Annotated in this window: 21 protein-coding genes; 11 read left to right on the forward strand and 10 right to left on the reverse strand. The window is 65.9% G+C overall.

Features of this window, described 5'->3' with window-relative positions:
- Positions 1–85: 85 nt before the first annotated feature.
- From N5D48_RS19410 to N5D48_RS19425, 4 genes are all read right to left on the reverse strand, one after another.
- Positions 86–1423, reverse strand: a complete 1338-nt coding sequence (locus N5D48_RS19410) for an imelysin family protein (protein WP_279887244.1) — start codon at positions 1421–1423, stop codon at positions 86–88.
- A 160-nt stretch (positions 1424–1583) separates the two neighbouring features.
- Positions 1584–3635, reverse strand: a complete 2052-nt coding sequence (locus N5D48_RS19415) for a bifunctional diguanylate cyclase/phosphodiesterase (protein ID WP_279887246.1) — start codon at positions 3633–3635, stop codon at positions 1584–1586.
- Between the two features lie 321 nt (positions 3636–3956).
- The gene (locus N5D48_RS19420) at positions 3957–4553 is read right to left on the reverse strand and encodes a Fe-Mn family superoxide dismutase (protein ID WP_279807731.1); all 597 of its coding nucleotides are present in this window, start codon (positions 4551–4553) and stop codon (positions 3957–3959) included.
- A 263-nt stretch (positions 4554–4816) separates the two neighbouring features.
- Positions 4817–5416 (reverse strand): LysE/ArgO family amino acid transporter, encoded by a 600-nt coding sequence (locus N5D48_RS19425; RefSeq protein ID WP_279887248.1) that lies wholly within the window; start codon positions 5414–5416, stop codon positions 4817–4819.
- A 125-nt stretch (positions 5417–5541) separates the two neighbouring features.
- Between N5D48_RS19425 and N5D48_RS19430 the strand changes: the two genes are divergently transcribed.
- The 4 genes from N5D48_RS19430 to N5D48_RS19445 all read left to right on the forward strand — a co-directional run bounded on the left by N5D48_RS19430 (position 5542) and on the right by N5D48_RS19445 (position 9106).
- Positions 5542–6432, forward strand: a complete 891-nt coding sequence (locus N5D48_RS19430) for a LysR family transcriptional regulator ArgP (RefSeq protein WP_279887250.1) — start codon at positions 5542–5544, stop codon at positions 6430–6432.
- Between the two features lie 49 nt (positions 6433–6481).
- Positions 6482–7477: an NAD(P)-dependent oxidoreductase gene (locus N5D48_RS19435; RefSeq protein ID WP_279887252.1), complete on the forward strand. Its 996-nt coding sequence runs from the start codon at positions 6482–6484 to the stop codon at positions 7475–7477.
- 87 nt (positions 7478–7564) lie between these two features.
- Positions 7565–8389: an ATPase gene (locus tag N5D48_RS19440; protein WP_279887254.1), complete on the forward strand. Its 825-nt coding sequence runs from the start codon at positions 7565–7567 to the stop codon at positions 8387–8389.
- Positions 8390–8524: 135 nt separating this feature from the next.
- On the forward strand, positions 8525–9106 hold the full coding sequence (locus N5D48_RS19445; protein ID WP_279887256.1) for an ACP phosphodiesterase: 582 nt from the start codon (positions 8525–8527) through the stop codon (positions 9104–9106).
- Between the two features lie 72 nt (positions 9107–9178).
- Here the strand turns inward: N5D48_RS19445 and N5D48_RS19450 are convergent, their stop codons facing one another.
- Both N5D48_RS19450 and olsB read right to left on the reverse strand, forming a co-directional pair.
- Positions 9179–9961 (reverse strand): lysophospholipid acyltransferase family protein, encoded by a 783-nt coding sequence (locus tag N5D48_RS19450; protein WP_279887258.1) that lies wholly within the window; start codon positions 9959–9961, stop codon positions 9179–9181.
- Positions 9961–10716 carry an L-ornithine N(alpha)-acyltransferase gene (olsB, locus tag N5D48_RS19455; protein ID WP_279887260.1) on the reverse strand — a complete coding sequence of 252 codons (756 nt, stop codon included), beginning with the start codon at positions 10714–10716 and terminating at the stop codon, positions 9961–9963. Before olsB ends, N5D48_RS19450 begins: the two co-directional genes overlap by 1 nt.
- A 133-nt stretch (positions 10717–10849) precedes the next feature.
- Here olsB and N5D48_RS19460 point away from each other — a divergent pair, with 133 nt between their 5' ends.
- The 7 genes from N5D48_RS19460 (at position 10850) to N5D48_RS19490 (ending at position 16386) form a co-directional block, all read left to right on the forward strand.
- Entirely contained in the window at positions 10850–11737 is an 888-nt protein-coding gene (locus N5D48_RS19460) for an acyl-CoA dehydrogenase (RefSeq protein WP_279887262.1), read from the forward strand.
- Between the two features lie 130 nt (positions 11738–11867).
- Positions 11868–12944, forward strand: a complete 1077-nt coding sequence (locus N5D48_RS19465) for a serine hydrolase (RefSeq protein ID WP_279887264.1) — start codon at positions 11868–11870, stop codon at positions 12942–12944.
- The gene (locus tag N5D48_RS19470; RefSeq protein ID WP_279887266.1) at positions 12941–13237 is read left to right on the forward strand and encodes an amidase; all 297 of its coding nucleotides are present in this window, start codon (positions 12941–12943) and stop codon (positions 13235–13237) included. Before N5D48_RS19465 ends, N5D48_RS19470 begins: the two co-directional genes overlap by 4 nt.
- A gap of 44 nt (positions 13238–13281) precedes the next feature.
- The gene (locus tag N5D48_RS19475) at positions 13282–13863 is read left to right on the forward strand and encodes a YceI family protein (protein WP_279887268.1); all 582 of its coding nucleotides are present in this window, start codon (positions 13282–13284) and stop codon (positions 13861–13863) included.
- A 1-nt stretch (position 13864) separates the two neighbouring features.
- Positions 13865–15022 (forward strand): phospholipase D-like domain-containing protein, encoded by a 1158-nt coding sequence (locus N5D48_RS19480; protein WP_279887270.1) that lies wholly within the window; start codon positions 13865–13867, stop codon positions 15020–15022.
- 74 nt (positions 15023–15096) lie between these two features.
- Complete coding sequence (locus N5D48_RS19485) at positions 15097–15675, forward strand: DJ-1/PfpI family protein (protein ID WP_279887272.1); 579 nt, start codon at positions 15097–15099, stop codon at positions 15673–15675.
- Positions 15676–15795: 120 nt separating this feature from the next.
- Positions 15796–16386 carry a GNAT family N-acetyltransferase gene (locus N5D48_RS19490; protein WP_279887274.1) on the forward strand — a complete coding sequence of 197 codons (591 nt, stop codon included), beginning with the start codon at positions 15796–15798 and terminating at the stop codon, positions 16384–16386.
- Positions 16387–16407: 21 nt separating this feature from the next.
- Here the strand turns inward: N5D48_RS19490 and N5D48_RS19495 are convergent, their stop codons facing one another.
- The 4 genes from N5D48_RS19495 to N5D48_RS19510 all read right to left on the reverse strand — a co-directional run bounded on the left by N5D48_RS19495 (position 16408) and on the right by N5D48_RS19510 (position 24076).
- Positions 16408–18834, reverse strand: a complete 2427-nt coding sequence (locus tag N5D48_RS19495; RefSeq protein ID WP_279887276.1) for an RHS repeat-associated core domain-containing protein — start codon at positions 18832–18834, stop codon at positions 16408–16410.
- A complete protein-coding gene (locus tag N5D48_RS19500; protein WP_279887277.1) occupies positions 18831–21413 on the reverse strand; it encodes a hypothetical protein in 2583 nt (860 codons plus the stop codon). Before N5D48_RS19500 ends, N5D48_RS19495 begins: the two co-directional genes overlap by 4 nt.
- A gap of 37 nt (positions 21414–21450) precedes the next feature.
- Positions 21451–22413, reverse strand: a complete 963-nt coding sequence (locus tag N5D48_RS19505) for a hypothetical protein (RefSeq protein ID WP_279887279.1) — start codon at positions 22411–22413, stop codon at positions 21451–21453.
- A gap of 139 nt (positions 22414–22552) precedes the next feature.
- On the reverse strand, positions 22553–24076 hold the full coding sequence (locus tag N5D48_RS19510) for a fumarate hydratase (protein WP_279887281.1): 1524 nt from the start codon (positions 24074–24076) through the stop codon (positions 22553–22555).
- Positions 24077–24321: the final 245 nt, after the last annotated feature.

Raw genomic sequence — 24321 nt, forward strand, 5'->3', positions numbered from 1 at the left:
CAAGGCCGCTCCTACAGGGGGAGTTGGTGGTGCGGAAAAACAAAAAGGCGGCCCGAAGGCCGCCTCTGCTGAACCGTGACGCTGATCAGAACTCGTGATCGGCGGTGTCCGGGTTCAGGTTGTCGATGCCCAGCTTGCCCGCGGCCTGCTCGATCGCGCCGGTCTGTTTGACCAGCGAGGCGATGGCGTCACGCACGATCTGGTTGCCGGCGGCGTTGTCGGCGGCGATCAGCTGGTCGTAGTGCTCGCCCTTGAGGGCGTGGTCGACGATCACCTGGATCTTGGCCTCGGTGGCCTCCAGATCGGCCTTGAGCGTGGCGTCGGTGGCCGGGTCGGCCTTGGCCACCAGCGACGACAGGCTCGGGCCAGTCATCTTGGTGCCGTCGACACGGGTGTACTCGCCCAGGTAGACGTTGCGGATGCCCTTGGCGTCGTAGAAGTGCGAGTAGTGGGTGTTGTCGCTGAAGCAGTCGTGCTCGTCTTCCGGCGAGTTGGCCTCCAGCGAGACCTTCATGCGCTCGCCCGCCAGTTCGCCCAGCGACAGGCTGCCCATGCCGAACAGCATCTTGCGCAGGCCGTCGTTGGCCGGCTCGCCCTCGAGGGTGGCGCGGTAGTTGTCGGCGACGTTCGGCGCCCAGTTGCCGACCATCTCCTCGAGGTCCTTGACCAGCAGGTCGGTGACCGCCTTGAGGTAGGCACGGCGACGGTCGTTATGCCCGCCCGTGGCACCCTTGCCTTCCAGGTAGTCGGAGGCCGGACGGTTGCCCGCACCCGGGCCGGTGCCGTTGAGGTCCTGGCCCCAGAGCAGGAATTCGATGGCGTGGTAGCCGGTGGCGACGTTGGCCTCCGAACCGCCCAGCTCGTTGAGCGTGGCGAGCTTCTCGGGGGTGATGTCCTTGACGTCGATCTTGTCTTCGCCGACCTGGATCTCGGTGTTGGCGATGATGTTGGCGTTGGCCGCCGGGTTGCCCAGGGCGTGCTCGTAGCTCTTGTCGACGTAGTCGATCAGGCCTTCGTCCAGGGGCCAGGCGTTCACCTGGCCTTCCCAGTCGTCGATGATGGTGTTGCCGAAGCGGAACACTTCGCTCTGCAGGTACGGCACGCGAGCGGCGACCCAGGCGTCACGGGCGGCCTTCAGGGTCTGGTCGTCGGGCTTGGCCAGGAACGCGTCGACGGCGGTCTGCAGTTGCTTGGCGGTGCTCAGCGAGTCGCTGTACACGGCATGGACCATTTCGGCGTAATGCTTGACCACGGCCTTGGCGGCGGCTTCGTCGACAGCGCCCGGCGTTGCGGTGCTGGTGCTGGCGGCGGCAGGTGCCTGGGCTTGCGGCGCGGCGGCCTTGTCATCCTTGCCTTCGCCGCAACCGGCGAGAGCGATGGCGATGGCCAGCAGACTGGCGGAGGCCAGAGGCATTCGAATCATTGTTGGTTTCCTGCGTCGTGTGGTTGGACCATGGGGTGGACCGTGCGCCGTGGCACGCGAAACCGTGACATCATGCGAAAGATTTGCATTTGCTGTAAAGGGCCGGGCGCGCATTTCATGCAAACGCCCGTTTGCCCCGCATCGCCAAGGTGGCCGGGGGTTACAGCGCGGACACCTGGTCGCGTTGCGCCTGCTTGAGGAAGTGCGTCAGCTCGCGTGCCGACAGCGGCTTGCTGTAGTGGTAGCCCTGACCTTCATGGCAGCCCTGGGCGATGATGTAGCTCTCCTGCTCGGCGGTTTCCACGCCTTCGGCGATCACCTGCATGCCCAGGCTCTTGCCCAGCTGGATGATGGCGCGAACGATGGTGGCGTCGTCATCGTCGTCGAGCAGGTCCTGGACGAAGCTCTTGTCGATCTTGATCTTGTCCAGCGGCAGCGACTTCAGGTAGCTGAGCGAGGAGTAGCCGGTGCCGAAGTCGTCGATGGCGATCAAGGCGCCGGAGCGGCGCAGGCTCAGCAGGTGCTGGGCGGCGGTGCTGATGTCTTCCATCAGGCCGGTCTCGGTGACTTCCAGCTCCAGGCTGCGCGGTGGCAGGCGGTAGGCCTGCAGCAGGTTGTTGACCACCCGCGGGAGCTCATTGTGGTGCAGCTGCACGGTGGACAGGTTGACCGCCATGCGCAGCTCGCCGAAGCCCAGGTCGTGCCATTCGCGCAGTTGCCGGCAGGCCTGGTCGAGCACCCATTCGCCGATGCTGATGATGCTGCCGTTCTGCTCGGCCAGGGGGATGAACTGGTCGGGTGGCACCATGCCCAGCTCCGGATGCTGCCAGCGCAGCAGGGCTTCGACGCCGACCACGCGGTGGTCGCGGTAGCTGATCTGCGGCTGGTACACCAGATATAGCTGGTTGCGCGGCAGCGCTTCGCGCAGGTCCTTTTCCAGCTCGCGACGCCGGCGCATCTCGCTGTCGACGCTGGCGATGTAGAACTGGTAGCGGTTGCGCGAGCGGGCCTTGGCCAGGGTCATGGTCTGCTCGGCCTTCTGCAGCAGCTTCTCGGTGCTGTCGCCGTCCTCGGGGAACAGGGTGATGCCGATGGTGGCGCGCAGGCGGATCTGCTGGTGGTCGAGGTCGAAGGGCGCCTCGAGGTCGTCGAGAATGCTCTGCGCCAGTTCGGCGGCTTCGTAGGGTTGCTCGATGTTGGCCTGGACCAGCGCGAACTGATCGCCGCCCAGGCGCGCGAGGGCGCCCAGACGGCCGCTGTGGGCGCGCAGGCGGTCGGCCAGGGCCAGCAGCAACTGGTCGCCGACCTGGTAGCTGAACTGTTCGTTGATACCCTTGAAGTCGTCCAGCCCTACGCACAGCACGGCGACGCGGCGTTGCAGGCGGCCGCCGTCGACGAGGATCTTGTCCAGCTGTTGCTGCAGCTGCTGGCGGTTCGGCAGACCGGTGAGAAAATCGTACTGGGCCATGCGCTGCAGGCTGTTTTCCGCCTCGTGGCGCAGGTGGGTGTTGCGCTCGATGGAGGCCAGCAGCTGGTTGGCGGTGTTGACCCAGATGCCCAGTTCGTTGCGCTCATGCCCTTTGAGCTGGGGGATCTGGTGCTGGCTGGGGCGGTCGGGGTTGATCTGGGTAAGGTGCTCGATGATCTTCGACAGCGGCTTGGTCAGCAGCCAGTGATAGACCAGGTACAGCACCAGGCCCATGGCCAGGGCGCGCAGGACACCCGAGACGAAGATGATCACGGCATTGACCAGGAAGTCCTTGCCATAGCGCGAGGTGTCGAGGGTGATGCTCAGGTCGCCGTAATACTCGCTGTAGGGGCCGCGACCGACCAGTTGCGTGGTGTAGGTGCGCTCCTGGCCGAGAATCAGGTCGGTCAGCCAGCGCATGGCCATGTCCTGCATCGGGCGGGATTTCTCCGCCAGCATGGTTTCGTTGGGGTGGCCGATGGAGGCCATGCGCACCGACTCGTCCTGGAACAGGCCTTCCATTACCTGCATGCCCATTTCCCGGTCAAGGCTGTACACGGCCTGCGTCGAGGGATCGCGGAACATGTCGAGGATGCGCTGGGCATCGTTGTTCACGGCCTGGCGTGTCTTGTAGCCGTCGTAGACGATCTGCGCGCAACTGAGCACGACGCCGACAGCCAGTGCCGAGAGCAGCACGACCCTGAGCAACTTGACCGATAAGCTGTGCCGAAATTCCAGCTTCAATGGGGTTTCCTTAATCCATGCGCATGCCATTATTTTGCCATCAACCATGGCGACAGACTATCGACCGAGTGCCGCACCAGGCAACACGTCTATCGACGTATCGGCCCTTGGCCCTGTATCGGTTGAGCGGTCATGCGACTTGAGTGCGCTGCGTCAACTTTCCCGAAGGTTGATGTTAGCGCGCAATGCGGCCTGAGCAAGAGCACGAAGGTGGGGATGTCGCGAATTCAACCGGTCGGGTCCTGGCCTGTGCGCGCAGGCCGATCGCCGGCCACAAAAAACCCGGCGCGAGGCCGGGTTCCTTGTACAAGGCCGCGGTGATCAGGCCTTGAAGGTCTTGCCTTCGAACTGCTCGGCAACGAACTTCCAGTTGACCAGGTTCCAGAACGCCTCGACGTACTTCGGACGCAGGTTGCGGTAGTCGATGTAGTAGGCGTGTTCCCAGACGTCGCAGGTCAGCAGCGGGGTGTCGCCGCTGGTCAGCGGGTTGCCGGCGCCGATGGTGCTGGCCAGGGCCAGGGAACCGTCGGCCTTCTTCACCAGCCAGCCCCAGCCGGAACCGAAGGTGCCGACCGAAACCTTGGTGAACTCTTCCTTGAACTTGTCGAAGGAGCCGAAGGCGGTGTTGATGGCCTCGGCCAGGGCGCCGGTCGGCTGGCCACCGGCGTTCGGTGCCAGGCAGTTCCAGTAGAAGGTGTGGTTCCAGACTTGAGCGGCGTTGTTGAAGATACCGCCCGAAGAGGTCTTGACGATCTCTTCCAGGGTCTTGCCTTCGAATTCGGTGCCTGGGACCAGGTTGTTCAGGTTCACGACATAGGTGTTGTGGTGCTTGTCGTGGTGATACTCCAGGGTTTCCTTGGAGATGTGCGGCTGCAGGGCATCGTGGGCGTACGGCAGCGGCGGCAATTCAAAAGCCATGGTGGATCTCCTGATTCAGGTCTGTTTGCGGGTTGCGCGAGGCCTCACGGGTGGCCTTCTGAGCGTCGGCGAGTCTGTACTCTTTGCGACGCAAGGGCTGGATCATAGCACCGGGTCTTGCGCTTAACCACGCAACATCTGTGGGGAATAGAGGTTCCAGAGCGGTTGCCGGGGGGCGACAGACGGGATTCCGGCCGGCGATGTGCAATCCCTGTAGGAGCGGCCTTGCGTCGCGAAAGGGCTGCAAAGCAGCCCCTACAGGCTCAGTTGAGAATGAGCTGCGCGGCCACCGCGAACATCATCACCGCCACCATCAGGTCGAGCAGGCGCCAGGTCGCCGGGCGGGCCAGCCAGGGCGCGAGCCAGGCGGCACCGATGGCCAGGGTCGAGAACCACAGCAGCGAGGCGCTGGCGGCGCCCGCCACATAGGCGCCGGGCATGGTCTGCTGGGCGCCGAGCGAGCCGATCAGCAGCACGGTATCCAGGTACACATGGGGGTTGAGCAAGGTCACCGCCAGGGCGCTCAGCAGCACCGCGCGACGCGAGCGCTGACCCTGGCCTTGCTGATGCTGCAGGCTCTGCTTGGAAAAGGCGCTGCGCAACGCCTTGGCCCCGTACCAGATCAGGAACACCGCGCCGCCCCAGCGGGCGATGGCCAGCAGCGTCGGATTGTGCGCCAGCACGGTGGCCAGGCCGAACACACCGGCTGCCACCAGCAGGGCATCGCAGACGATGCACAGCGCCGCCACCGGCAGGTGATGCTCGCGGCGCAGGCTCTGCGCCAGGACGAAGGCGTTCTGCGCGCCGATGGCCATGATCAGACCGAAGGCCACCAGCATGCCGTTGAAGTAACTTTGCCACATAGCGCGAATGCTCCACTGGCGCCGGCGTTGTCGCCGGCGCGGACTGCCAAGAAAGAGGTGGCCATTGTCACGGCTGCGCCTGTATAAGAAAAACAAATAGACCTGATCAGTCATTAGAGAAATCGATGTTCGACTACAAGCTGCTCGCCGCCCTCGCCGCGGTGATCGAACAAGGGGGCTTTGAACGCGCCGCCCAGGTGCTGGGCTTGTCGCAATCGGCCATCTCCCAGCGCATCAAGCTGCTCGAGGCGCGGGTCGGGCAGCCGGTGCTGGTGCGCGCCACGCCACCGAGTCCGACCGAGGTCGGCCGGCAGTTGCTCAACCATGTGCAGCAGGTGCGCCTGCTCGAGCGCGACCTGCAGCGCCAGGTGCCGGCGCTGGACGAGGAGGGCATGCCCGAGCGCCTGCGCATTGCCCTCAACGCCGACAGCCTGGCGACCTGGTGGGCTGGCGCGGTCGGCGCCTTTTGCGCCGAACAGCAGGTGCTGCTCGACCTGGTGGTCGAAGACCAGGAGGTCGGCCTCAAGCGCATGCGCGCAGGCGAAGTGGCAGCCTGCCTGTGTGGCAGCGAGCGCCCGGTGGCCGGGGCTCGCAGCCTGCCGCTTGGATCCATGCGCTATCGGGCGCTGGCCAGCCCGGCGTTCATGGCGCGCTACTTCCCGGACGGCTTCGCGGTCGAACGGCTCACCCGTACTCCGGCGATCGTGTTTGGTCCGGATGATTTCCTGCAGCATCGCTATCTCGCTTCCTTGGGGGTCGAGGATGGTTTCCTGCATCACCTGTGCCCCTCGTCCGAAGGCTTCCTGCGCATGATCGAGACGGGCCTTGGCTGGGGGCTGGCGCCTGAGCGGCAGGTGGCCGAGCAACTGGCCCGGGGCGAGGTGGTGGAAATCTGCCGCGATACCCCTGTCGATGTGCCGCTGTACTGGCATCATTGGCGCAATGGCGGGCAACTGCTCGCCCAGCTGACCGACCACCTGCGCCATTCGGCGCGAGACTGGCTGGTGCCCTTGTAGGCGCGGCGGGCGTCAGTTGCATCCGAAATCTGGCAAGGCGGAGTCTTACATGCGAATTCTGGTCACCGGCGCGAGCGGCTTCATCGGCGGGCGTTTCGCGCGTTTCGCCCTGGAGCAGGGCCTGGAGGTGCGGGTCAACGGTCGGCGGGCGGAGGGCGTGGAGCATCTGGTCAAGCGTGGCGCGCAGTTCATCCCGGGCGACCTGGGCGACGCCGAGCTGGCGCGCCGCCTGTGCCAGGGGATGGATGCGGTGGTGCATTGCGCGGGCGCGGTGGGGACCTGGGGACGTTATCAGGACTTCCACCAAGGCAACGTGGTGCTCACCGAAAACGTGGTCGAAGGCTGCATCAAGGAGCATGTGCGGCGTTTGGTGCACCTGTCGTCGCCGTCGATCTACTTCAATGGTCGCTCGCAACTGGACATCCGCGAAGACCAGGTGCCGCGTCGCTTCCACGATCACTACGCGCTGACCAAGCACCTGGCCGAGCAGAAGGTATTCGGTGCCCAGGAGTTCGGCCTGGAGGTGCTGGCCCTGCGCCCGCGCTTCGTCACCGGGGCGGGCGATGCCAGCATTTTCCCGCAGCTGATGCGCATGCAGCGCAAGGGCCGCGTGGCGATCATCGGCAATGGCCTGAACAAGGTCGACTTCACCAGCGTGCACAACCTCAATGAGGCGTTGCTCGGCGCGCTGTTCGCCGAGCAAGAGGCTCTCGGGCAGGCCTACAACATCAGCAACGGCCATCCGCTGCCGTTGTGGGACGTGGTCAACTACGTCATGCGTCGGATGCAGCTGCCCCAGGTCACCCGCTACCGTTCCTACGGCCTGGCCTACAGCCTGGCAGCGCTCAACGAGGCGGCCTGCCTGCTCTGGCCGGGGCGCCCGCAACCGACCCTGAGCCGCACGGCGATGCAGGTGATGAGTCAGGATTTCACCCTGGATATCAGCCGCGCCCGCCAGTACCTGGACTACCGGCCCAGGACCGATGTGTGGAGCGCGCTGGATGAATTCTGCACCTGGTGGCAGGCGCAGCCGGGCCAGCGCTGAACCTGTGGGCGCGATGATGGTCATCAGTGCGCCGCCCTGGCGGTTTATACTCATGCCTCTTTGCTACCACAGCGGTTGAATGTACTCATGCGTAACGACGCCCACGACGATTTCGACGACGTGCCCCCCCTGCGCGCCGGCACCCCCGATGACGATGAACTGCTGCCGGCCCATGTGGCCCGCAGCCGCCAGCAGGCCGCGCGGCCGCGCAGCAACGGCCCGCTGTGGGCCCTGCTCGGCGCGTCGTTCATTGCCCTGGCGGGACTTGGCTGGTGGAGCTTCCAGCAGATCTCGCTGATGGAGCAGCAACTGGTGGCCACCCAGGAAAGCTTTGCCCGCATCAGTGAAGAGGCCGCCGGGCGCCTGCAGGCGATCAGCGGCAAGGTCGATGCCAGCGAGTCCAGCGTCAGCACCGGCAGCGAGGCGCTGAAGCTGCAGATCCGCCAGCTGCAGGCCTCGCTGGCCGAGCAGGGCAAGCAGCAGCAGGGCGTCGCCGGCCAGGCGGGCGACCTGGGCAAGCGCCTGGAGCAGGTGCTGGCCGATACCCGCGAGCAGCAGAAGGCGGTGACCGAGCTGCAGAGTCAACTGCAGGCGCAGCTCAAGGCGGTCAATACCGAGCTGGCGGCGCTCAAGTCGGGCCAGGTGGATGGGGGCAAGCTCGATGGCCAGCTCAAGAGCCTGAGCAGCGACGTGGCGGCGCTGAAGAAACAGGGCAATCCGAGTGCGGCCATCGCGAGCCTGGAGCAGGATGTGCTGGTGCTCAAGAGCCAGCTCGACAACCGCTCGGCACCGTCGGCCAGCGGCGCTTCGGTGCAGGAATTCGATGCCTTCCGCGGCCAGGTGACGCGCAACATCAACACCCTGCAGAGCCAGATCCAGAACCTGCAGCAGCAGATCAACGCCCGGCCTTGAAGGGCATCCCTTTCAAGGTGTGTTCGCCGCTTGCAGTTGCGGCGGACACCTTGAGGCCCTGACGCGGCCAATAGCCCTCTCAGCGAGCAGCCCGCGCCATGACGGTGCCGGTCGGCGCGGTGCTAGACTGCCGCCATGAACTACCTCGCACACCTGCACCTGGGCGGCCCCGCGCCGCAACAACAGCTCGGCAGCCTGTACGGCGATTTCGTCAAGGGCGCGCTGGAGGGGCGGTTTCCGCCACAGCTGGAAGCCGCGATCCGCCTGCACCGACATATCGACAGCTACACCGACAGCCATCCGTTGGTGCTGGCGGCGCTGGCGCGTTTCCCGCGCGAGCGGCGGCGTTTTGCCGGCATCGTCCTGGATGTGTTCTTTGACCATTGCCTGGCGCGGCACTGGGGCGACTATGCGCGCCAGCCGCTGGCGCAGTTCACCGGGGACTTCTACAAAGTGCTGCTGGCCGAACCCGCGTTGCCGGGGCGCTTGGCACGGATCGCGCCGTTCATGGCAGCGGACGACTGGCTGGGCGCCTATGGTGACTTCGCCACCCTCGAGCAAGTGTTTAGCGGGATTGCCCGACGCTTGTCACGTCCGGAGGGGATGAACGGGGTGATGGTGGAGCTGGAGCGCCTGTACGAGCCGTTGCTGGCGGACTTTCGCGAGTTCTATCCGCAGTTGCAGGCGTTCGCGGCGGGGCAGAGGACGGACAGTTGATGCATCACTGGCCTCTTCGCGGGTAAACCTGCTCCCACAGCCTATGGGAGCGGGTTTACCCGCGAAGAGGTATCACGCCGCCTTGGCCTGGCGGCGCGGCGCGAAGTCCTCGATATCGAACAAGGCCTGATGAATCGCCTGCTGCGCCAGGAACGCCAGTGCCGCCCGTTCCTGGTCCTCGCTGGCGATCGGTGGCAGCAGGTGGATCACCACCTCGCCCCGGTCCTGGGCGAACAAGCGCAGCAGATGGGAAACCAGATCGTCCTCGCCAATGAACGGCGCGATCGGATCGGGCTCGCCTGCACGCAGGTACTGGATCGCCACCGGTTGCAGCGGAGTGCCCTGGTCGATGGCCCCGGCCAGCAAGCGCCCATGGAAGGTGCGCAGGGTGCGGCCGTCGGTGGTGGTGCCTTCGGGGAAGATCAGCAACGGGCGCCGCTCGCCCAATTGCTCGCCGATCTGCTGGCGCAGACGCTGGGCGTCACCGCCGCCACGGCGGATGAACAGTGTCCCGGCCTTCTCGGCCAGCCATCCGGCCACCGGCCATTGGCGTACCTCGGCCTTGGACAGGAACGACAGCGGGGCGAGCATGCCGAGCAGCGGGATGTCGGTCCACGACACATGGTTGCAGACCCACAGCATGGGGCGCGCCGGCAGCTCGCCGAGCACTCGGACCTCGAACGGCAAGGCGCCGACCAGGCGCTGCATGAACAGACGTGTCCAGCGCTGGCGGCGTTCGACCGAGGCACGCAGCCCCAGGCGTTCGCCGAGGGCGATGACACTGGCCATCGCCAGGCCCAGCGTCAGCACCGCGAGCAGTCGCAGCAGGCGGGCGCAGGCCCGCAGTCCCGGCATCAGACCGCCGCCTTGAAGTGACGGGCGTAGCGCGGGCAGAGATCGTCACGCTTGAGCAGGATGAACACGTCGGCGACCTGGAAATCCTCGTCCCAGCACGGCTCGCCGCAGATCTTCGCGCCCAGGCGCATGTAGGCCTTGAGCAACGGCGGCATTTCGGCGATGACATTGTTCGGCAGGGCCAGGCTCGGCAGCGGCTTCTTCGGTTCGGCCCGCAGGTGTTCGGTGCACAGGTAGCGCTCGCGCAGGCGCTGCATGATCGCATGGGCCTGCACGCCGCCGTCCTGCATGGGGATGCTTGCGCAACCCATCAGGTAGCTGTAGCGGCCCTCGTTGAGCACTTCGGCCAGTTCGCCCCAGAGCACGGCGATGGTGCCGCCGTTGCGGTAGTCCGGATCGACGCAGGTACGCCCCAGTTCGAGGATCGGCCCTTGCAATTGCAGCAGGCCGTGCAGGCTGAACTCCTCTTCGCTGTAGAAGCGGCCCAGGCTGCTGGCGGCTTGGTGGTCGAGCAGGCGGGTGGTGGCGACCAGCTGGCCGGTGGCCAGGTCGCGCACGCCGATATGGCGGCAGTGGATATCGTAGTCGTCCATGTCCAGGCCGTGTTCGGCGCCCTTGAGCTTGGCCTTGAATTCGGCGCTGAACACCTTGAAACGCAGGGCCTGTGCTTCCTGCAGGGCCGCGGCGCCGACCAGGCGCTCGGCTTGCAGACGGCGTTCAGTGCTGTTGTCGCCAGAGCGAGCGATCCGAGTCATTGCGAGTCTCCATAAGCCAGCCAAAGGGTTGCGGCCGGTCGGCTTTGTTGTGCAAAGTCAGCCTAGGTACGGCTGGTGTCACCCCCGTGAATCTTTGGTGATGCTTGCGTGACACCCCCACAAGGAGCTTGCGATGGCCTGGCTGCAACGACTCAACGACCCCTGGCGCCAGCCGCTGGCGGCGACCCTGGGCGAAACCTACGCGGCCACGCTCGAGCGCCTCGGCGCTGGCACGCCGTTCGAGCTGGCGGTGCTCGGTGGCCGGGCCATGGCCACGCCGGGGCTGGCCTTCCTGCTCGGCTACCAGGCGGCGCTACGTGTGCTGTGGCCCAGCGCGCCGGCCAGCCTGGGCGCGCTGTGCGCCACCGAACGGCGCAGCGTGCGCCCGGCGGACATGCACACCCGTCTCGATGGCTTGCGCCTGACCGGCAGCAAGGATTTCGTCACCGCGGGACTGGAGGCCGAATGGCTGCTGGTGGCGGCGCGCGACGAAGCAGGGGGCGAGCCGCCGCGGTTGCGGCTGGCGGTGGTCTACCCCGGCGAAACCGGCGTCAGCCTCGAAGCATTGCCGACCCTGCCGTTGATGCCGGAAGTCGGGCATGGCCGGCTGTCGCTGAAGGATGCCGCCTGCGAGTTGCTCGCCGGCGATGGCTGGGACGCCTACGTCAAACCCTTCCGCTCCCTCGAGGACCTTTATGTGCTGGCGGCCCTGGTGGCCTGGCTGCACGGTGTCGCCCAGGAGTGCGCCTGGCCCCAGGCATTGCGTCTGCGCCTGGTCGCGCTGCTTGCCGGTTGTGCCGAGGGCAGCCGGCAGTGTCCCGACAGCGTTGCCTGCCATTTGCTGCTGGGTGGATTGTTCGCTGAGCTTCAGGACCTGCGTGGCGAGATCGACCAAGCGCTGGCGACGGGGCCGATTCACTGGGCACAGCTCTGGCAGCGCGATCAGGGCGTGCTGGCGCTGGCCAGCGCTGCCCGTGAAAAACGCCTGGCCAAGGCCTGGGCTGCCGCGGGATTGTCATGAAAGCCTGAGAGGCTGGGGGAGCCGTTGAATTCGGGGCCGCTGGATGGCCCTTCGCGGGCAAGCCCGCTCCCACAGGTGGGGAGTCTGGGCAAGGCAGTTGCTTCCACACGGTCTCTGTCAGGCGATCATCATGAAGGTAATGCTGTTTTTCCTGGCCATGGTTGTCTGCCCAGCCTGGGCCGAGGAATGGCCCGGTGCGCAATGGCCGGTCGACGATGGCAGCTTCGATTGGCAAGCGGTCGACAGTTACGCTTTCCCACGGCGCGACGCCGAGCGCGGTGGCATCCGTACCGATGCGCTGCTGATCATCCGTGACGGGCGCATCATTCATGAGCGCTACGCTGCACCCACGCGTGCCGAGACGCCCCATCTGACCTGGTCGGTGAGCAAGAGTGTGCTGGCCACGGTCATGGGGGTCGCCTATGGCGAGGGGCGCTTCAGGCTCGACGACCCTGCGGTCCGCTACTACCCGGCCTTGCAGGCCCATCCGGCGCTGCGCCTGGCCGACCTGTTGCATTGGGCCAGCGGGCTGGCCTGGCAGGAAGATTACGAATACGCGCCGTTGAAGTCGTCGGTGATCGCCATGCTCTACACCCGAGGCCATCGCGACATGGCCGGCTATGCCGCCGCAATGCCCGCCGCCAGCGAGCCCGGCAGGCGCTTCGCCTATTCCAGCGGTGACAGCAACCTGCTGGCGGCAGCGTTGCGTGGCATGCTCGAGCCTGGGCGCTACGCCGACTACCCCTGGCAGGCCCTGTTCACGCCGCTGGGCATCGACAGCGCCGTATGGGAGCGCGACGCCGAAGGCACCTATGTAGGCTCTTCCTATCTTTACCTGAGTGCGCGCGACCTGGCGCGCATCGGCCTGCTGATGCAACGCGGCGGGCGCTGGCGCGACCAGCAGTTGCTGCCCGGGGACTGGGTGGCGTTCAACCGTGCCTTGTTCAGCACCGCCGAACCCATCCCCGGCGAGGCCAACCCAGGCGGCCACTGGTGGCTGAACCAGCCGTTGCCCGGCCAGCCTAGGCCCTGGCCGGACGCGCCAGCGGATACCTTCGCCGCGTTGGGCCACTGGGGCCAGGCACTTTATGTGCTGCCCTCGCAGAGGCTGGTGATCGTGCGCTACGCCGATGACCGCGACGGCCGTTACAGCCACAACGAACTGCTCAGGCGGGTGCTGGCTACCTTGGCCGGGGAGGGCGCATGAAGCGGATCCTGTTGTTGTCACTGGCGCTGCTGCTGGCCTGGGCCTGGTACGAGCGCCAGGCGCTGGCGGACTTCCCGGGCATCCTCTCGGCCTATTCGGCCAAGGAGTACTGTTCGTGCCGATTCGTCATGGACTTCGATGCGGCGTATTGCCAGGGATATGTGAAGCAGTACCTGCCGTTGACCCGGCTCGACGAGGACGGCGCTCGGCGCCTGGTCACCGCCGAGGGGCTGGGCCAGCGCAACCAGGCGCAGTGGCAAGGCGCCCGCACGGGCTGCCGCTTGCTGCCGTGAAACCGTGCGGGTAAGGTTGACGGCCTTGATTCACAGGATTTCACATGTTCAAAGCCTCCCGTCTGCTACCCGCGCTACTGCTCGCCCTGTGCCTGCCCGCCCATGCCAACTGGCATCTGGACGGCGAGTCCTCGCGCCTGTCCTTCGTCACTGGCAAGAACGGCAACATCGCCGAGGTGAACCGTTTCCTGGTGTTGCACGGCAAGGTCGACCGCAAGGGCGGGGCCGAGGTGAGCATCGAGATGGACTCGATCAGCAGCGGCATCCCGCTGCGTGACGAGCGCATGCGCGATGAGCTGTTCGCGTTCGAGCAGTTTCCCGAAGCCCATGTGCAGGCACAGATCGACCTGCGCCCGATCAACGACCTGGCCGATGGCGCGCAACTGGAGCTGCGTCTGCCGGTGAGCGTCACCCTGCATGGCCAGACGCGCAGCTACAACACCCTGCTGCTGGCCACGCGCCTGGACGAGCGGCGTTTCCAGGTGGTCACCCTGGAGCCGCTGATCCTGCGCGCCTCGGACTTCGGCCTGCTGCCGGGGCTGGAAAAACTGCGCAAGCTGGCCGGGCTCAAGTCGATCAACCCTTCGGTGCCGGTGAGTGCGGTGCTGATCTTCACCGCCCGCTGACATGCCGGGGCCGGTCTTCCCCTGGCGGGACGGCAACCAGTTCGAACTGCTGATCGACGGCCCCGAATTCTTTCCGCGCATGCTGCTGGCGATCGTGCGCGCCGAGTTCCAGGTCGACCTGGAACTGTACCTGGTCGAAGGGGGCGCCTGCGCCGAGGCGGTGGTCGAGGCCCTGGAGCAGGCGGCGGGCCGCGGCGTGCGGGTACGCTGCCTGTTCGACGACTACGGCTCGCTGGCGTTTCCCTCGACGCTGCGCGAACGCCTGCACAAAGCCGGGGTTCATCTGCGCTGGTACAACCGCCTGCGCTGGCGGCGGGGCTTGCGCAATCTCTATCGCGACCATCGCAAGTTGCTGCTGGTGGACGAACGCTGGGCGGTGGTGGGCGGAACTGGCATCACCGATGAGTTCTGGACGCCCGGCTCGGACACCAGCGATTGGCACGAAGTGATGGTACGCATGGAGGGGCCGATCGTCACCGACTGGCAACTGCTGTTCGACCGCCAGTGGCACGCCAACCAGCGGCGCACCGCCTGGCGACCGCCCGAGGGCTTCGGCCTGCCACGTCTGCCGCAGGTGCCAGCCCAGGGCCAGGGCATGGGCCGGGTGGCCTACGCCGACGCCCGCCAGCACAAGGACATCCTGCACGCGCTGGTGCGTGCCCTGAACAGCGGCCAGCGGCGCATCTGGCTGGCCACGCCCTACTTCCTGCCGACGTTCAGCGTGCGTCGTTCACTGCGCCGTGCCGCGCAGAAGGGCGTCGATGTGCGCCTGTTGCTGACCGGGCCGCGCACCGATCACCCGGCGGTGCGCTATGCCGGCCATCGTTACTACCCGAGACTGCTGCGTGCCGGGGTGCGGATCTTCGAGTACCAGCCGCGTTTCCTGCACCTGAAGATGGTGCTGGTGGACGACTGGGTCAGCGTGGGGTCGTGCAACTTCGATCACTGGAACCTGCGCTTCAACCTCGAGGCGAATGTCGAGGCACTCGACCCGCCGCTGACCGCGGCGGTCGCCGCCAGCTTCGCGCGTGACTTCACCCAGAGCCAGGAGGTCGACCTGACGGATTGGCATGCGCGCCCCTTGTGGTGGCGGGTGCAGCAGCGGCTGTGGGGCTGGCTCGACCGGCTGGTGGCCAATTTGCTCGACCGGCGCAGCTGACGACGTATTTCTCTGTCTGGCAAAGCAGACTATCGTGCTGGGATTGATCCCAAGCAATGGAAGGAGTGGATGCGATGACGGCGAAGAAGATTCTCATGCTGGTGGGCGACTACGTGGAGGACTACGAAGCGATGGTGCCGTTCCAGGCCCTGCGCATGGTCGGCCACACGGTGCACGCGGTGTGCCCGGAAAAGGTCGCGGGGCAGACCGTGCGCACGGCGATCCACGACTTCGAGGGCGAGCAGACCTACAGCGAGAAGCCGGGACACAACTTTGCCCTGAACTTCGACTTCGTCCAGGTGCGCGCTGAAAGCTATGACGCATTGCTGATCCCCGGTGGCCGCGCGCCGGAGTACCTGCGCCTGAACGACAAGGTGCTGGCGTTGGTCAAGTCCTTCGACCAGGCCGGCAAGCCGATCGCGGCGGTGTGCCATGGGGCGCAGCTGCTGGCGGCGGCCGGTGTGCTGGAGGGCCGCGAATGCAGTGCCTACCCGGCCTGCGCGCCGGAGGTTCGGCTGGCGGGAGGGCGGTTCATCGATATCGCCGTGGACCAGGCACACGTGGACGGTAACCTGGTGACCGCGCCCGCCTGGCCGGCGCACCCGGCGTGGCTGGCGGCGTTTCTGAAAGTGCTGGGAACGCGCATCGCCTGATACGCATCCGCTTCGATAGCGGCCATGGAGAAATACCTGTCGCGTAGGGGAAAGGTCCGGGCGGTGGGCGGATGCTAGGGTTGGCCTTCAGTCATCACATCGACAGGATGAACGCCCCGCATGGAAATACGCCTGCTCCATGGTGCCGCCATCGCGCCTTACATCGATGATCTCGCGCGCCTGCGCCTGGGGCTGTTTCGCGAGTTTCCCTATCTTTGGGATAGCTCGCTGAATCACCAGGCCGACTACCTGGCCAGCTATGCCGACTCCGGGCGCAGCCTGGTGGTGCTGGCGCTGGACGGCGGCGAGGTGGTGGGCGCCGCCACCGGTCTGCCGCTGGTGGACGTTGCCGCCGAGCTGCAACAGCCGTTTCTGGCTCAGGGCCGCGACCCGGCAGCGGTCTACTACTTCGGCGAGTCGATCCTGTTGCCGGCCTATCGCGGGCAAGGATTGGGCGTGCGCTTCTTCATCGAGCGCGAGTCCTATGCGCACAAGCTCGCCGAGTTCGACTACTGCGCGTTCTGTTCGGTGGAACGCCCCGCCGGGCATCCACGTCGTCCGACGCACTACAAGCCATTGCAGGGGTTCTGGCGCAACCGTGGCTTTCTGCACGAACCCTCGCTGCGGACCGCCTGCAGTTGGCAAGACCTCGACGAGCAGGCGCAGTCGGCCAAGATCATGTCGTTCTGGCTCAAGGCGCTGCCGGCGTGATGCGCGCCGGCAGCGATCATTTCAGCGTGGGTAGTAGGTTCTGCCGGTGGCGATCTCGCGTTGTGGATAGAAGGAAAACGGTCCTTTCGCGCCTTGCAGGCGCTTCCAGCGCGAGATGTTCTGCGAGGGCAGGCTGCTGGTGAAGTTATCGACCCTGAGTGACTGGATGAAGCCTGCGCGGTTGACCCAGATGACCTTGTCGTAGCCGTACACCGGGCGTTGCAGGACATCGGCGATGCGCTGCGCCGCGCCACTCTTGCCGCCATGGCAGGCCAGCAGCACCAATGGCACATTCTGCTCGACCCCTGCCAGGCGTGGCGCGATTTCCTTCAATGCGATACGCGCCGGATCGTCCATCTGTCCCACGGCGTTCATCAGTTGGCCACCTTTGCTGCCATGGGTTTCGAACGCGCGAATGCCTTGCCCCCAGAGGTTGTAGTGCATAGCGACATCGTTTTGCCCCGCTCTTTCGGCATACAGGACTTCGCTGCGCTGTTCCCAGTACGCTGGACGAGTGATCCTTGGTTCACGCAGGCGAATGGCCCCGGCCCCGCGGGTCAGCTGCGGCGCCCGGGCGGGAGCCGCCGCCAGGCGTGCAGCCGCGCCGGTCCCCAGGCTGGCCAGGCCGCTGGCCAGGGAAATCCAGCCAAGCACGCTGGCACTGTGCTGGTCCCTGCCACTGGCTTCGAGGGCCATGGCGGCGACGCCGGTGCCGAGCGACACGGCGTTGAGCGCCGCCGTGCCGATCGCCCAGGCACCGCTGGCGCTGAGGCTGCCCAGGCCGCCGGCGAACAGGCCGGCGACGGCGGGCATGGCGGTGCCCAGGCTGGCCAGGGTGATGGCGGCGCCGAGGGCCAGCCCGACACCTGCCAGGGCCCAGGTCACCCAGCTGTGGCCGTCTGGGTCGATGCGGTTGACCGGGTCGCCGGCGCAATAGGCATAGGGGTTGATGCCGCCACGGCCGAACGGGCTTTCGCTGTCGGGAGCGAGGAAGCACATGAGCATGGGATCGTAGGGTCGATAGCCTGCCGGAATGTACCAGCCGGTCAGCGGTTCACGACGCAGGCCGGCGTAGCCGAAGGGCTGTTCGCCCTCGTCCGCCTCGGCGCCATGGGCGGTGTAGCGGCGGCTGCGCACTTGCTCCTTGACCTCCAGGCGCGCGCTGCCCTGGGCATCGCAACCGATCAGGAGGGTCTGGCGTATGCCATCGGCCGCCTTGCTCAAGGCGAACAGGCCCGCGCCATTGCCGATCAGCTCCAGCCGTTGTCCGGCTTGTTGCACATGGGTCAACTGCCCGGCGCTGTGCCAGCTGCGCTCGAGCTCGCCGTCGAGTATCCGGTCGCACAGCTGGCCACTGGCATCGTAGCGGTAGTGGCAGGTTCGCGCGCCGACGCTGACGCTGGCCAGGCGGTCGTGGGCGGTCCAGCTCATGCGCCGGCCGAGGCTGTCGCCGATCACCCGTCCACAGGCGTCGTAGCGTAGATCGATGCGGCTCGGCCAGCTGTCGTGGCTGTGGCTGATCGACACGACCTGGGTGGGATCGTGTGCGGCATAGCTGAACCGGGCGTGGTCCTGGCTGCCATCGGCAAAGGTGCTGACCACCTCGCGCAAGCCATCGAGGGCATTGAAGGTGAAGCGTTGATCGACGATGGGATTGCCGAACGGATCCTGCGGTGCCGCCACGGCGTTGGCGGTGTAGTGCACCAAGCGCCCGCGCAGGTCGTAGGCGAAATGTTCTTCACCTTGTCGCTCGCCATCGTGCCAGGTGCGGGAAACGACCTGGTCGAGCGGGCGATAGACCAGCGTCTGGTGCCAGGAGCGAGTCTTGCCCGCCTGCTTCACCTTGAAGGCACAGGCTGCCTCACGGCCCATGCTGTCGTAGCTCAGCTGCTTGACCAGCTGGCGGTCACTGGCCGGGTCGTCGGTGGTGATGGTCGCGGGCCGGGACCAGGCGTCGTAGGTGAAGGTCGTGCGCACGCCGCCGACCGAAAGCACGCTCAAGCGCCCGCATGCATCGTATTGGTGCCGGTGTTCGCCTCCCGCGCTGTCGGTGAAACCCAGCAACAGGCCATTGAGCGAGTGCCGCCAGTGGGTGCTGTGCTCGATGCCATCGACAGTCCAGGTGTCGCGCAATGCCTTGCCTGACGGCGTGAAGTGCCATCGCTGCTCGCCCAGGGCGTTGCTGGCCGAGGCGGGCAGGCCGAGCGGGGCGTGATAGCTCAGCCGTTCGCCTGGCTGGTCGGGCGTCGCGCTGGACAGCAGGGCGTTGTCCAGCTGTGGTTCATAGGTGTAGGCCAGGTGCGTGCCATCGGCCAGGGTATTGGCTGTAGGCGGCAGTTGGCCTGGGCGGTAATGGTAGTGGGTGGTGCGTCCGGCGACCTGTACGCTGCGCTGGCGTCCCAGGCCGTCGAACGTCTGCCGGCCCAGCAGGATGGGAAGGGCGGTCATGGTTGCGGCTCCTGGGCAGGGGTGAGCGAGATGGATTCCGGGTGCTGGTCGTCGCTGTGTCCCGCGAAGGTCCAGGTCAACCGGGTGCCGTCGGCCAGCTGTTTTTCAATGACGCGGCCATGGTGGTCATGGCGCAGGCGCGTGGTGATGACCGGGGCGTCGGGTACTTCGATACGTTCTTCGATCACCCGGCCCAACCCGTCGCGCAAGAGCTTGCGGGTGCGCACCAGGGCACCGTCGGCATCGATGTCCTGGTACTCGATCGGCTGGCCAGCCAAATCGCTGAGCACGACCTGCTTCGCACCGGTTTGGCCGCCGGCCTCCTGCCACTGCTCGACGCGCAAGGTGAGCGGGTCGTACCGGCTGTGGCTGTGCACGCCGTCGGGGCCGATGTCGAGACACGCCTGGCCCCAGTCGTCATAGGTCGTGGTGGTGGTCAGGGTCAGTGGCGTCGGGGCGTCGGGGCCGAGCCAGTCCTGCGAGGTCTGGCTGATCTGTCGCCCGAGGGCGTCATAGCGGTACAGGGCGATCACCCTGAACTGTCCGGGCGCTTCATCGATGTCTTCCTGCTCCACCTGCACGGTGCGACCATCGCCATCGAGCCATTGACGCTGGCGCGCGCCGTTGGCGTCGACCTGTTCGAGCATGACCGGATTGATCTTGTCGTCTTGCCTGGCCCCGCGTGCCACGGCGTCATCCACGTGATAGTGCGCGCTGCGCACGGTCTGCCAGGGGCTGTCGGCGGCGCTCACCGTTCGCACGATGCGGCCGAGGGTGTCGTACTGGTAGCGCTGACAGGCGCCTGCCTGGCTGCGCTCCCAGCTGGTCAGCCCGCTCAGCAGCGACTGCCCGTGGCTCTGGCTCGCGCGGTTCTCGTCGTCGAGTTCGAAACCGATGCAGGTGGTTTCGCTGACCAGTTCATCTTCTGTGACTTCATAGCGGTATGTTGTGATGGTCACCTTGCCATCGAGCGTGGTGCTGCGCTGGACGATCCGGCCATGGGTCGCGCCGGGAACGGAGCTGTAATGCTGCTCGGTCCGTTTCAGCGTGCAATCGTCACCTGTGTTGAACGTTTCTTCGCTGGCCATCACAGGTCGCGCGGGTTCCCCGGCGATCAGCGACGGCAGGGCCAGGTAGGTGTAGCGGGTGCCGAGCGTCGGGGTTTCGCCCTTGGCAGGGGCTGGGACCACGGTCGTGCTCTTCAGGTGGCGAACCCTGCCCATTGGGTCTGGCGGGCAGCCTTCGGCGCCCTGCGCCGGATAGAACTCGCTGAGCTCCTGGAGGCCATTGGGGTGGATCACCTGTACGAGGTTGCCGTGGGTGTCGTAGCGGTAGCGGGTGGTCTGCGTGCGTGTCGCGCCATCGCGGGCGTGGTCGATGTAGCTGAGCGAAACCTCGTGCGGCAGCTGGCAGGCTGGGGGTTGCTGTTCCCAGTTCAGTTGCGGGTCGATGCCGTAGGTGGTGTGGGTGCGGGTTTCGCAGGCGCCGCGCCGCGAGGTTTCCACTGTCAGGAGATGGAAGCGATTCCAGGTCCGGGTGAGGGTCTCAAGCGTCTGGCCATTGGCATCGCTCAGGGTCTCGACCAGATGGTACTGGTAGTCGCTGTCGACTTGGTACAGGTTGTCCCGGCCGCTGTCCCAGGCGAACGCCTGATCGCTGCCGAAACCGAGGAAATTGCTGTCTCCTACCCATTCATAGATGCGGTTCAATTCGCTGGCCGGCGTGCCGCTGGCATGGGTCCAGGACAGGACCCTGGGCAGGTAGGGGAACGGCGCGCCAGTTGGCAGGCGGTGACCTGCGCTGCCGGTTGCCCAGTGAACGATATCCTTGGCGCCCATCGGGCTGCGCAGGGCGGTGGGCAACAGCAGTGCACCGGCCAGGGTGTAGTCGATCTCGAATGGGGTCGCGATGCCCGGGACATGGATCTGGGTCAGCCGATTGTCGCTCAACACCAGGCGCAGCATGGCGGCTTGTGGCGTGGAGGGGTTGAGGGTGATGCGCACTTCGTCTTCGCTTCGCTCCAGGCTGAGCAGGGTGCGCAGTTCATCGCGGATCTGTTCGAGCCGATAGCCGCCATCGCCGAACGGCAGCCAGTCCACATAGAGACTGCGGCCTTCCGGCGAGCGCAACTCTTCGAGCAGGAACCAGGGGCTGGAGGCCTGCTGCCGGAGGATTTCGCCGCTTGCGGATGCGTGCTCCACGCGCAGGCTGCCATCGGCCTGCTGGCGCAAACGCAAGCTGTCGAGTTTCTGGTCGAGAAAACTCAGGCGGCTGTCGATAAGGAAGCTTGAGCGGTCCAGGTCGATGGCGAACTGTTCGCCTGAGGCAAGGCTCAGGCGGGTGCTGTCCTGGTCAAGGTACAGCTCGGACAGGTTCAGGCTCCAGCCCAGGCCATAGCCCTTGTCCACGTTCGAAGCCAGGCTGGCGAAGCTGAGGGTGACGGGAAGCGATGGCCCGCAGAGCTGGTTCGCGGGGGGCAGTGGCAGGGCGAGGGCCAGGGTGAACTGGCCGGTGCGGTTGTCCACGCCGGTTTTCATGAAGTCCAGGAAGTTGCTGGCCTGGGTATGCAAGGTCGACATGCGGTGATTTCCCGTGGCTGAGATTGATCGGCGCGGCTCAGGAGTGACGATCGCTCAGGCGGAAGCTCAAGGCGTTGCCCCCTGTGCCGGCGAGAAACTCGACGGTGTACGCGTTGCCGTGGCGGTCCAGCACGGTCCAGAGGCTGGTCGATTCGTTGAGGTCGTTGAACCAGCGTCGATAGAAACGCGAAAAATGACGGTAGAGCGTCATGTGGTGTGGGCGCTCGGTGAGGGTCTGACTGGAGTCGGGCAGTTGCAGGCTGAAGGGCTGATCCACGGCGTAGGCTGCCACGCGGCAGTGCTGGCTGTAGTCGTTGGTGAGCTGAAACGAGATCAGCGCATGGTCCCAGTTGTTGCGCACATAAAACGGCTCGGCTGAGGGTGTCGCCTGGGCGTGGCTGGCGACTATCCGGTTGTTCGGGTCGCGAAAGCCGAAGTAGGCCACTTCTTCCTCGATCTCGTCGTTCCAGTAACTGCCGTTGTCGAGTTTGTAGCTGACCTTGTCCTGGACGGAGAGCTGAAAGCGGGACTCGTGCGGGCTGGGTGGCGCCACGGATTCGATGACCACGGATGAGCGAAAAGGCGCGGCATTGGTCTCGAAACTGGTGTGCTCGTCGCGCCAGATCCCTGCGTGGATCGTGCTCAAGGAGCCACCGGGCAGCGTCGAGCTTACGTAGAAGCGGCGGCGCATGGCTCCGGCTGATGGCTGGGTGAGCGCAGCTGGCACGGTCGCGCCGGAGGCATGGTAGTCGAAGCGCGAATCACGCAGGTGTCGGGCCTGCAAGTCGCCCTCCAGGTCGCGAACATGGCCATCGTCATCGATCAGGACGAGTTGCAGGGTCGACAGCTGCTGCTCGGTAATTTCCTGGCCTTCCCGTGGCTCGATGGTGATGGTGACCTCGACCTGCTGGCGGCCGTTGGCATAGAGGCGATTGCTGTTCGAGGTGATGTCGAGGCGGAAGCGGCGAAGCCATTGGTTGGCTTGTTGTGTGTGGTTCATGAGCCAGTCCTGTGTGGGATAAGGGGCTCATTTAAGTGGGAGGCGAATGTAGGACTGCGGTAAATAAATCTTGGCCGCCGGAAAGGTCCGGGCAAAAAAAACCGCTCCGAGGGGAGCGGTTCTTTCATTGCGGTGAAGCTTACTTCACTTCCACCGCCAGGCTTTCGGCAATCTTGCCCTGCCACAGCGCGGGACCGGTGATGTGCACCGACTCACCCTTGCTGTCCACCGCGACGGTGACCGGCATGTCCTTCACTTCGAACTCGTAGATCGCCTCCATGCCCAGCTCGGCGAAGGCCAGGACCTTCGACTTGCGGATGGCCTGGGCCACCAGGTAGGCGGCGCCGCCGACGGCCATCAGGTACACGGCCTTGTTGTCCTTGATCGCCTCGATGGCGGTCGGGCCGCGCTCGGACTTGCCGATCATGCCCAGCAGGCCAGTCTGCTCGAGGATCTGGCGGGTGAACTTGTCCATGCGCGTGGCGGTGGTCGGACCGGCCGGGCCCACCACTTCGTCACCGACCGGGTCGACCGGGCCGACGTAGTAGATGAAGCGGCCCTTGAGGTCCACCGGCAGTTCTTCGCCACGGTTGAGCATCTCGACCATGCGCTTGTGCGCGGCGTCGCGGCCGGTGAGCATCTTGCCGTTGAGCAGGATGGTCTCGCCCGGCTTCCAGCTGGCGACTTCTTCCGGGGTGATGTCGTCGAGGTTGACGCGACGGGCGCTCGGGCCGGCTTCCCAGACGATTTCCGGGTAGGCGTCCAGCGACGGCGCTTCCAGCTCGGCCGGGCCGTTGCCGTCGAGCACGAAGTGGGCGTGGCGGGTGGCGGCGCAGTTGGGGATCATGCACACCGGCAGCGAGGCGGCGTGGGTCGGGTAGTCCATGATCTTGACGTCGAGCACGGTGGTCAGGCCGCCCAGGCCCTGGGCGCCGATGCCCAGCTGGTTGACCTTGTCGAACAGCTCCAGGCGGATCTCCTCGAGGCGGTTCTGCGGGCCACGGGCTTTGAGCTCATGAATGTCGATGGACTCCATCAGCACTTCCTTGGCCATGACCGCGGCCTTCTCGGCGGTGCCGCCGATGCCGATGCCGAGCATGCCAGGCGGGCACCAGCCGGCACCCATGGTCGGGACGGTCTTGAGCACCCAGTCGACGATCGAGTCGGACGGGTTGAGCATGGCCATCTTCGACTTGTTCTCCGAGCCGCCGCCCTTGGCCGCGACATCGACCTCGACCTTGTCGCCGGGCACGATCGAGTAGTGGATGACGGCCGGGGTGTTGTCCTTGGTGTTCTTGCGGGCACCGGCCGGGTCGGCCAGGATCGAGGCGCGCAGGACGTTCTCGGGCAGGTTGTAGGCGCGGCGCACACCTTCGTTGATCATGTCGTCGACGCTCATGGTCGCGCCGTCCCAGCGCACGTCCATGCCGACGCGGATGAACACGGTGACGATACCGGTGTCCTGGCAGATCGGGCGGTGGCCGGTGGCGCACATGCGCGAGTTGATCAGGATCTGGGCGATCGAGTCACGCGCGGCAGGCGACTCTTCACGCAGGTAGGCCTCGTGCATCGCCTGGATGAAGTCGACGGGGTGGTAGTACGAGATGAATTGCAGGGCGTCGGCGACGCTCTGAATCAGGTCGTCTTGCTTGATCACGGTCATGCAGCGCGCTCCTCTTAAAGACGGGAACATTCGAAAAGGCATTCCGACAGTGCACACCTGTATGTCAGGAACGCCTGGCAAGGCACCGGCTGGTCGGGCCGGCGCAAAAAGGCGCGGCAGTATACCGTGCCGCGCCTTCGGAAACACCTGCACGTGGTCTGGACCAAGGTCGGCAGGGCGTGGGCATCCTTCTTGCTGATGACGCCAGCGTTGCAATGCAGTTCAATGAGGTCAGCGTGATGTTG

Origin of the sequence: Pseudomonas sp. GD03858, assembly GCF_029840925.1 — a bacterium.
GTDB lineage: Bacteria > Pseudomonadota > Gammaproteobacteria > Pseudomonadales > Pseudomonadaceae > Aquipseudomonas.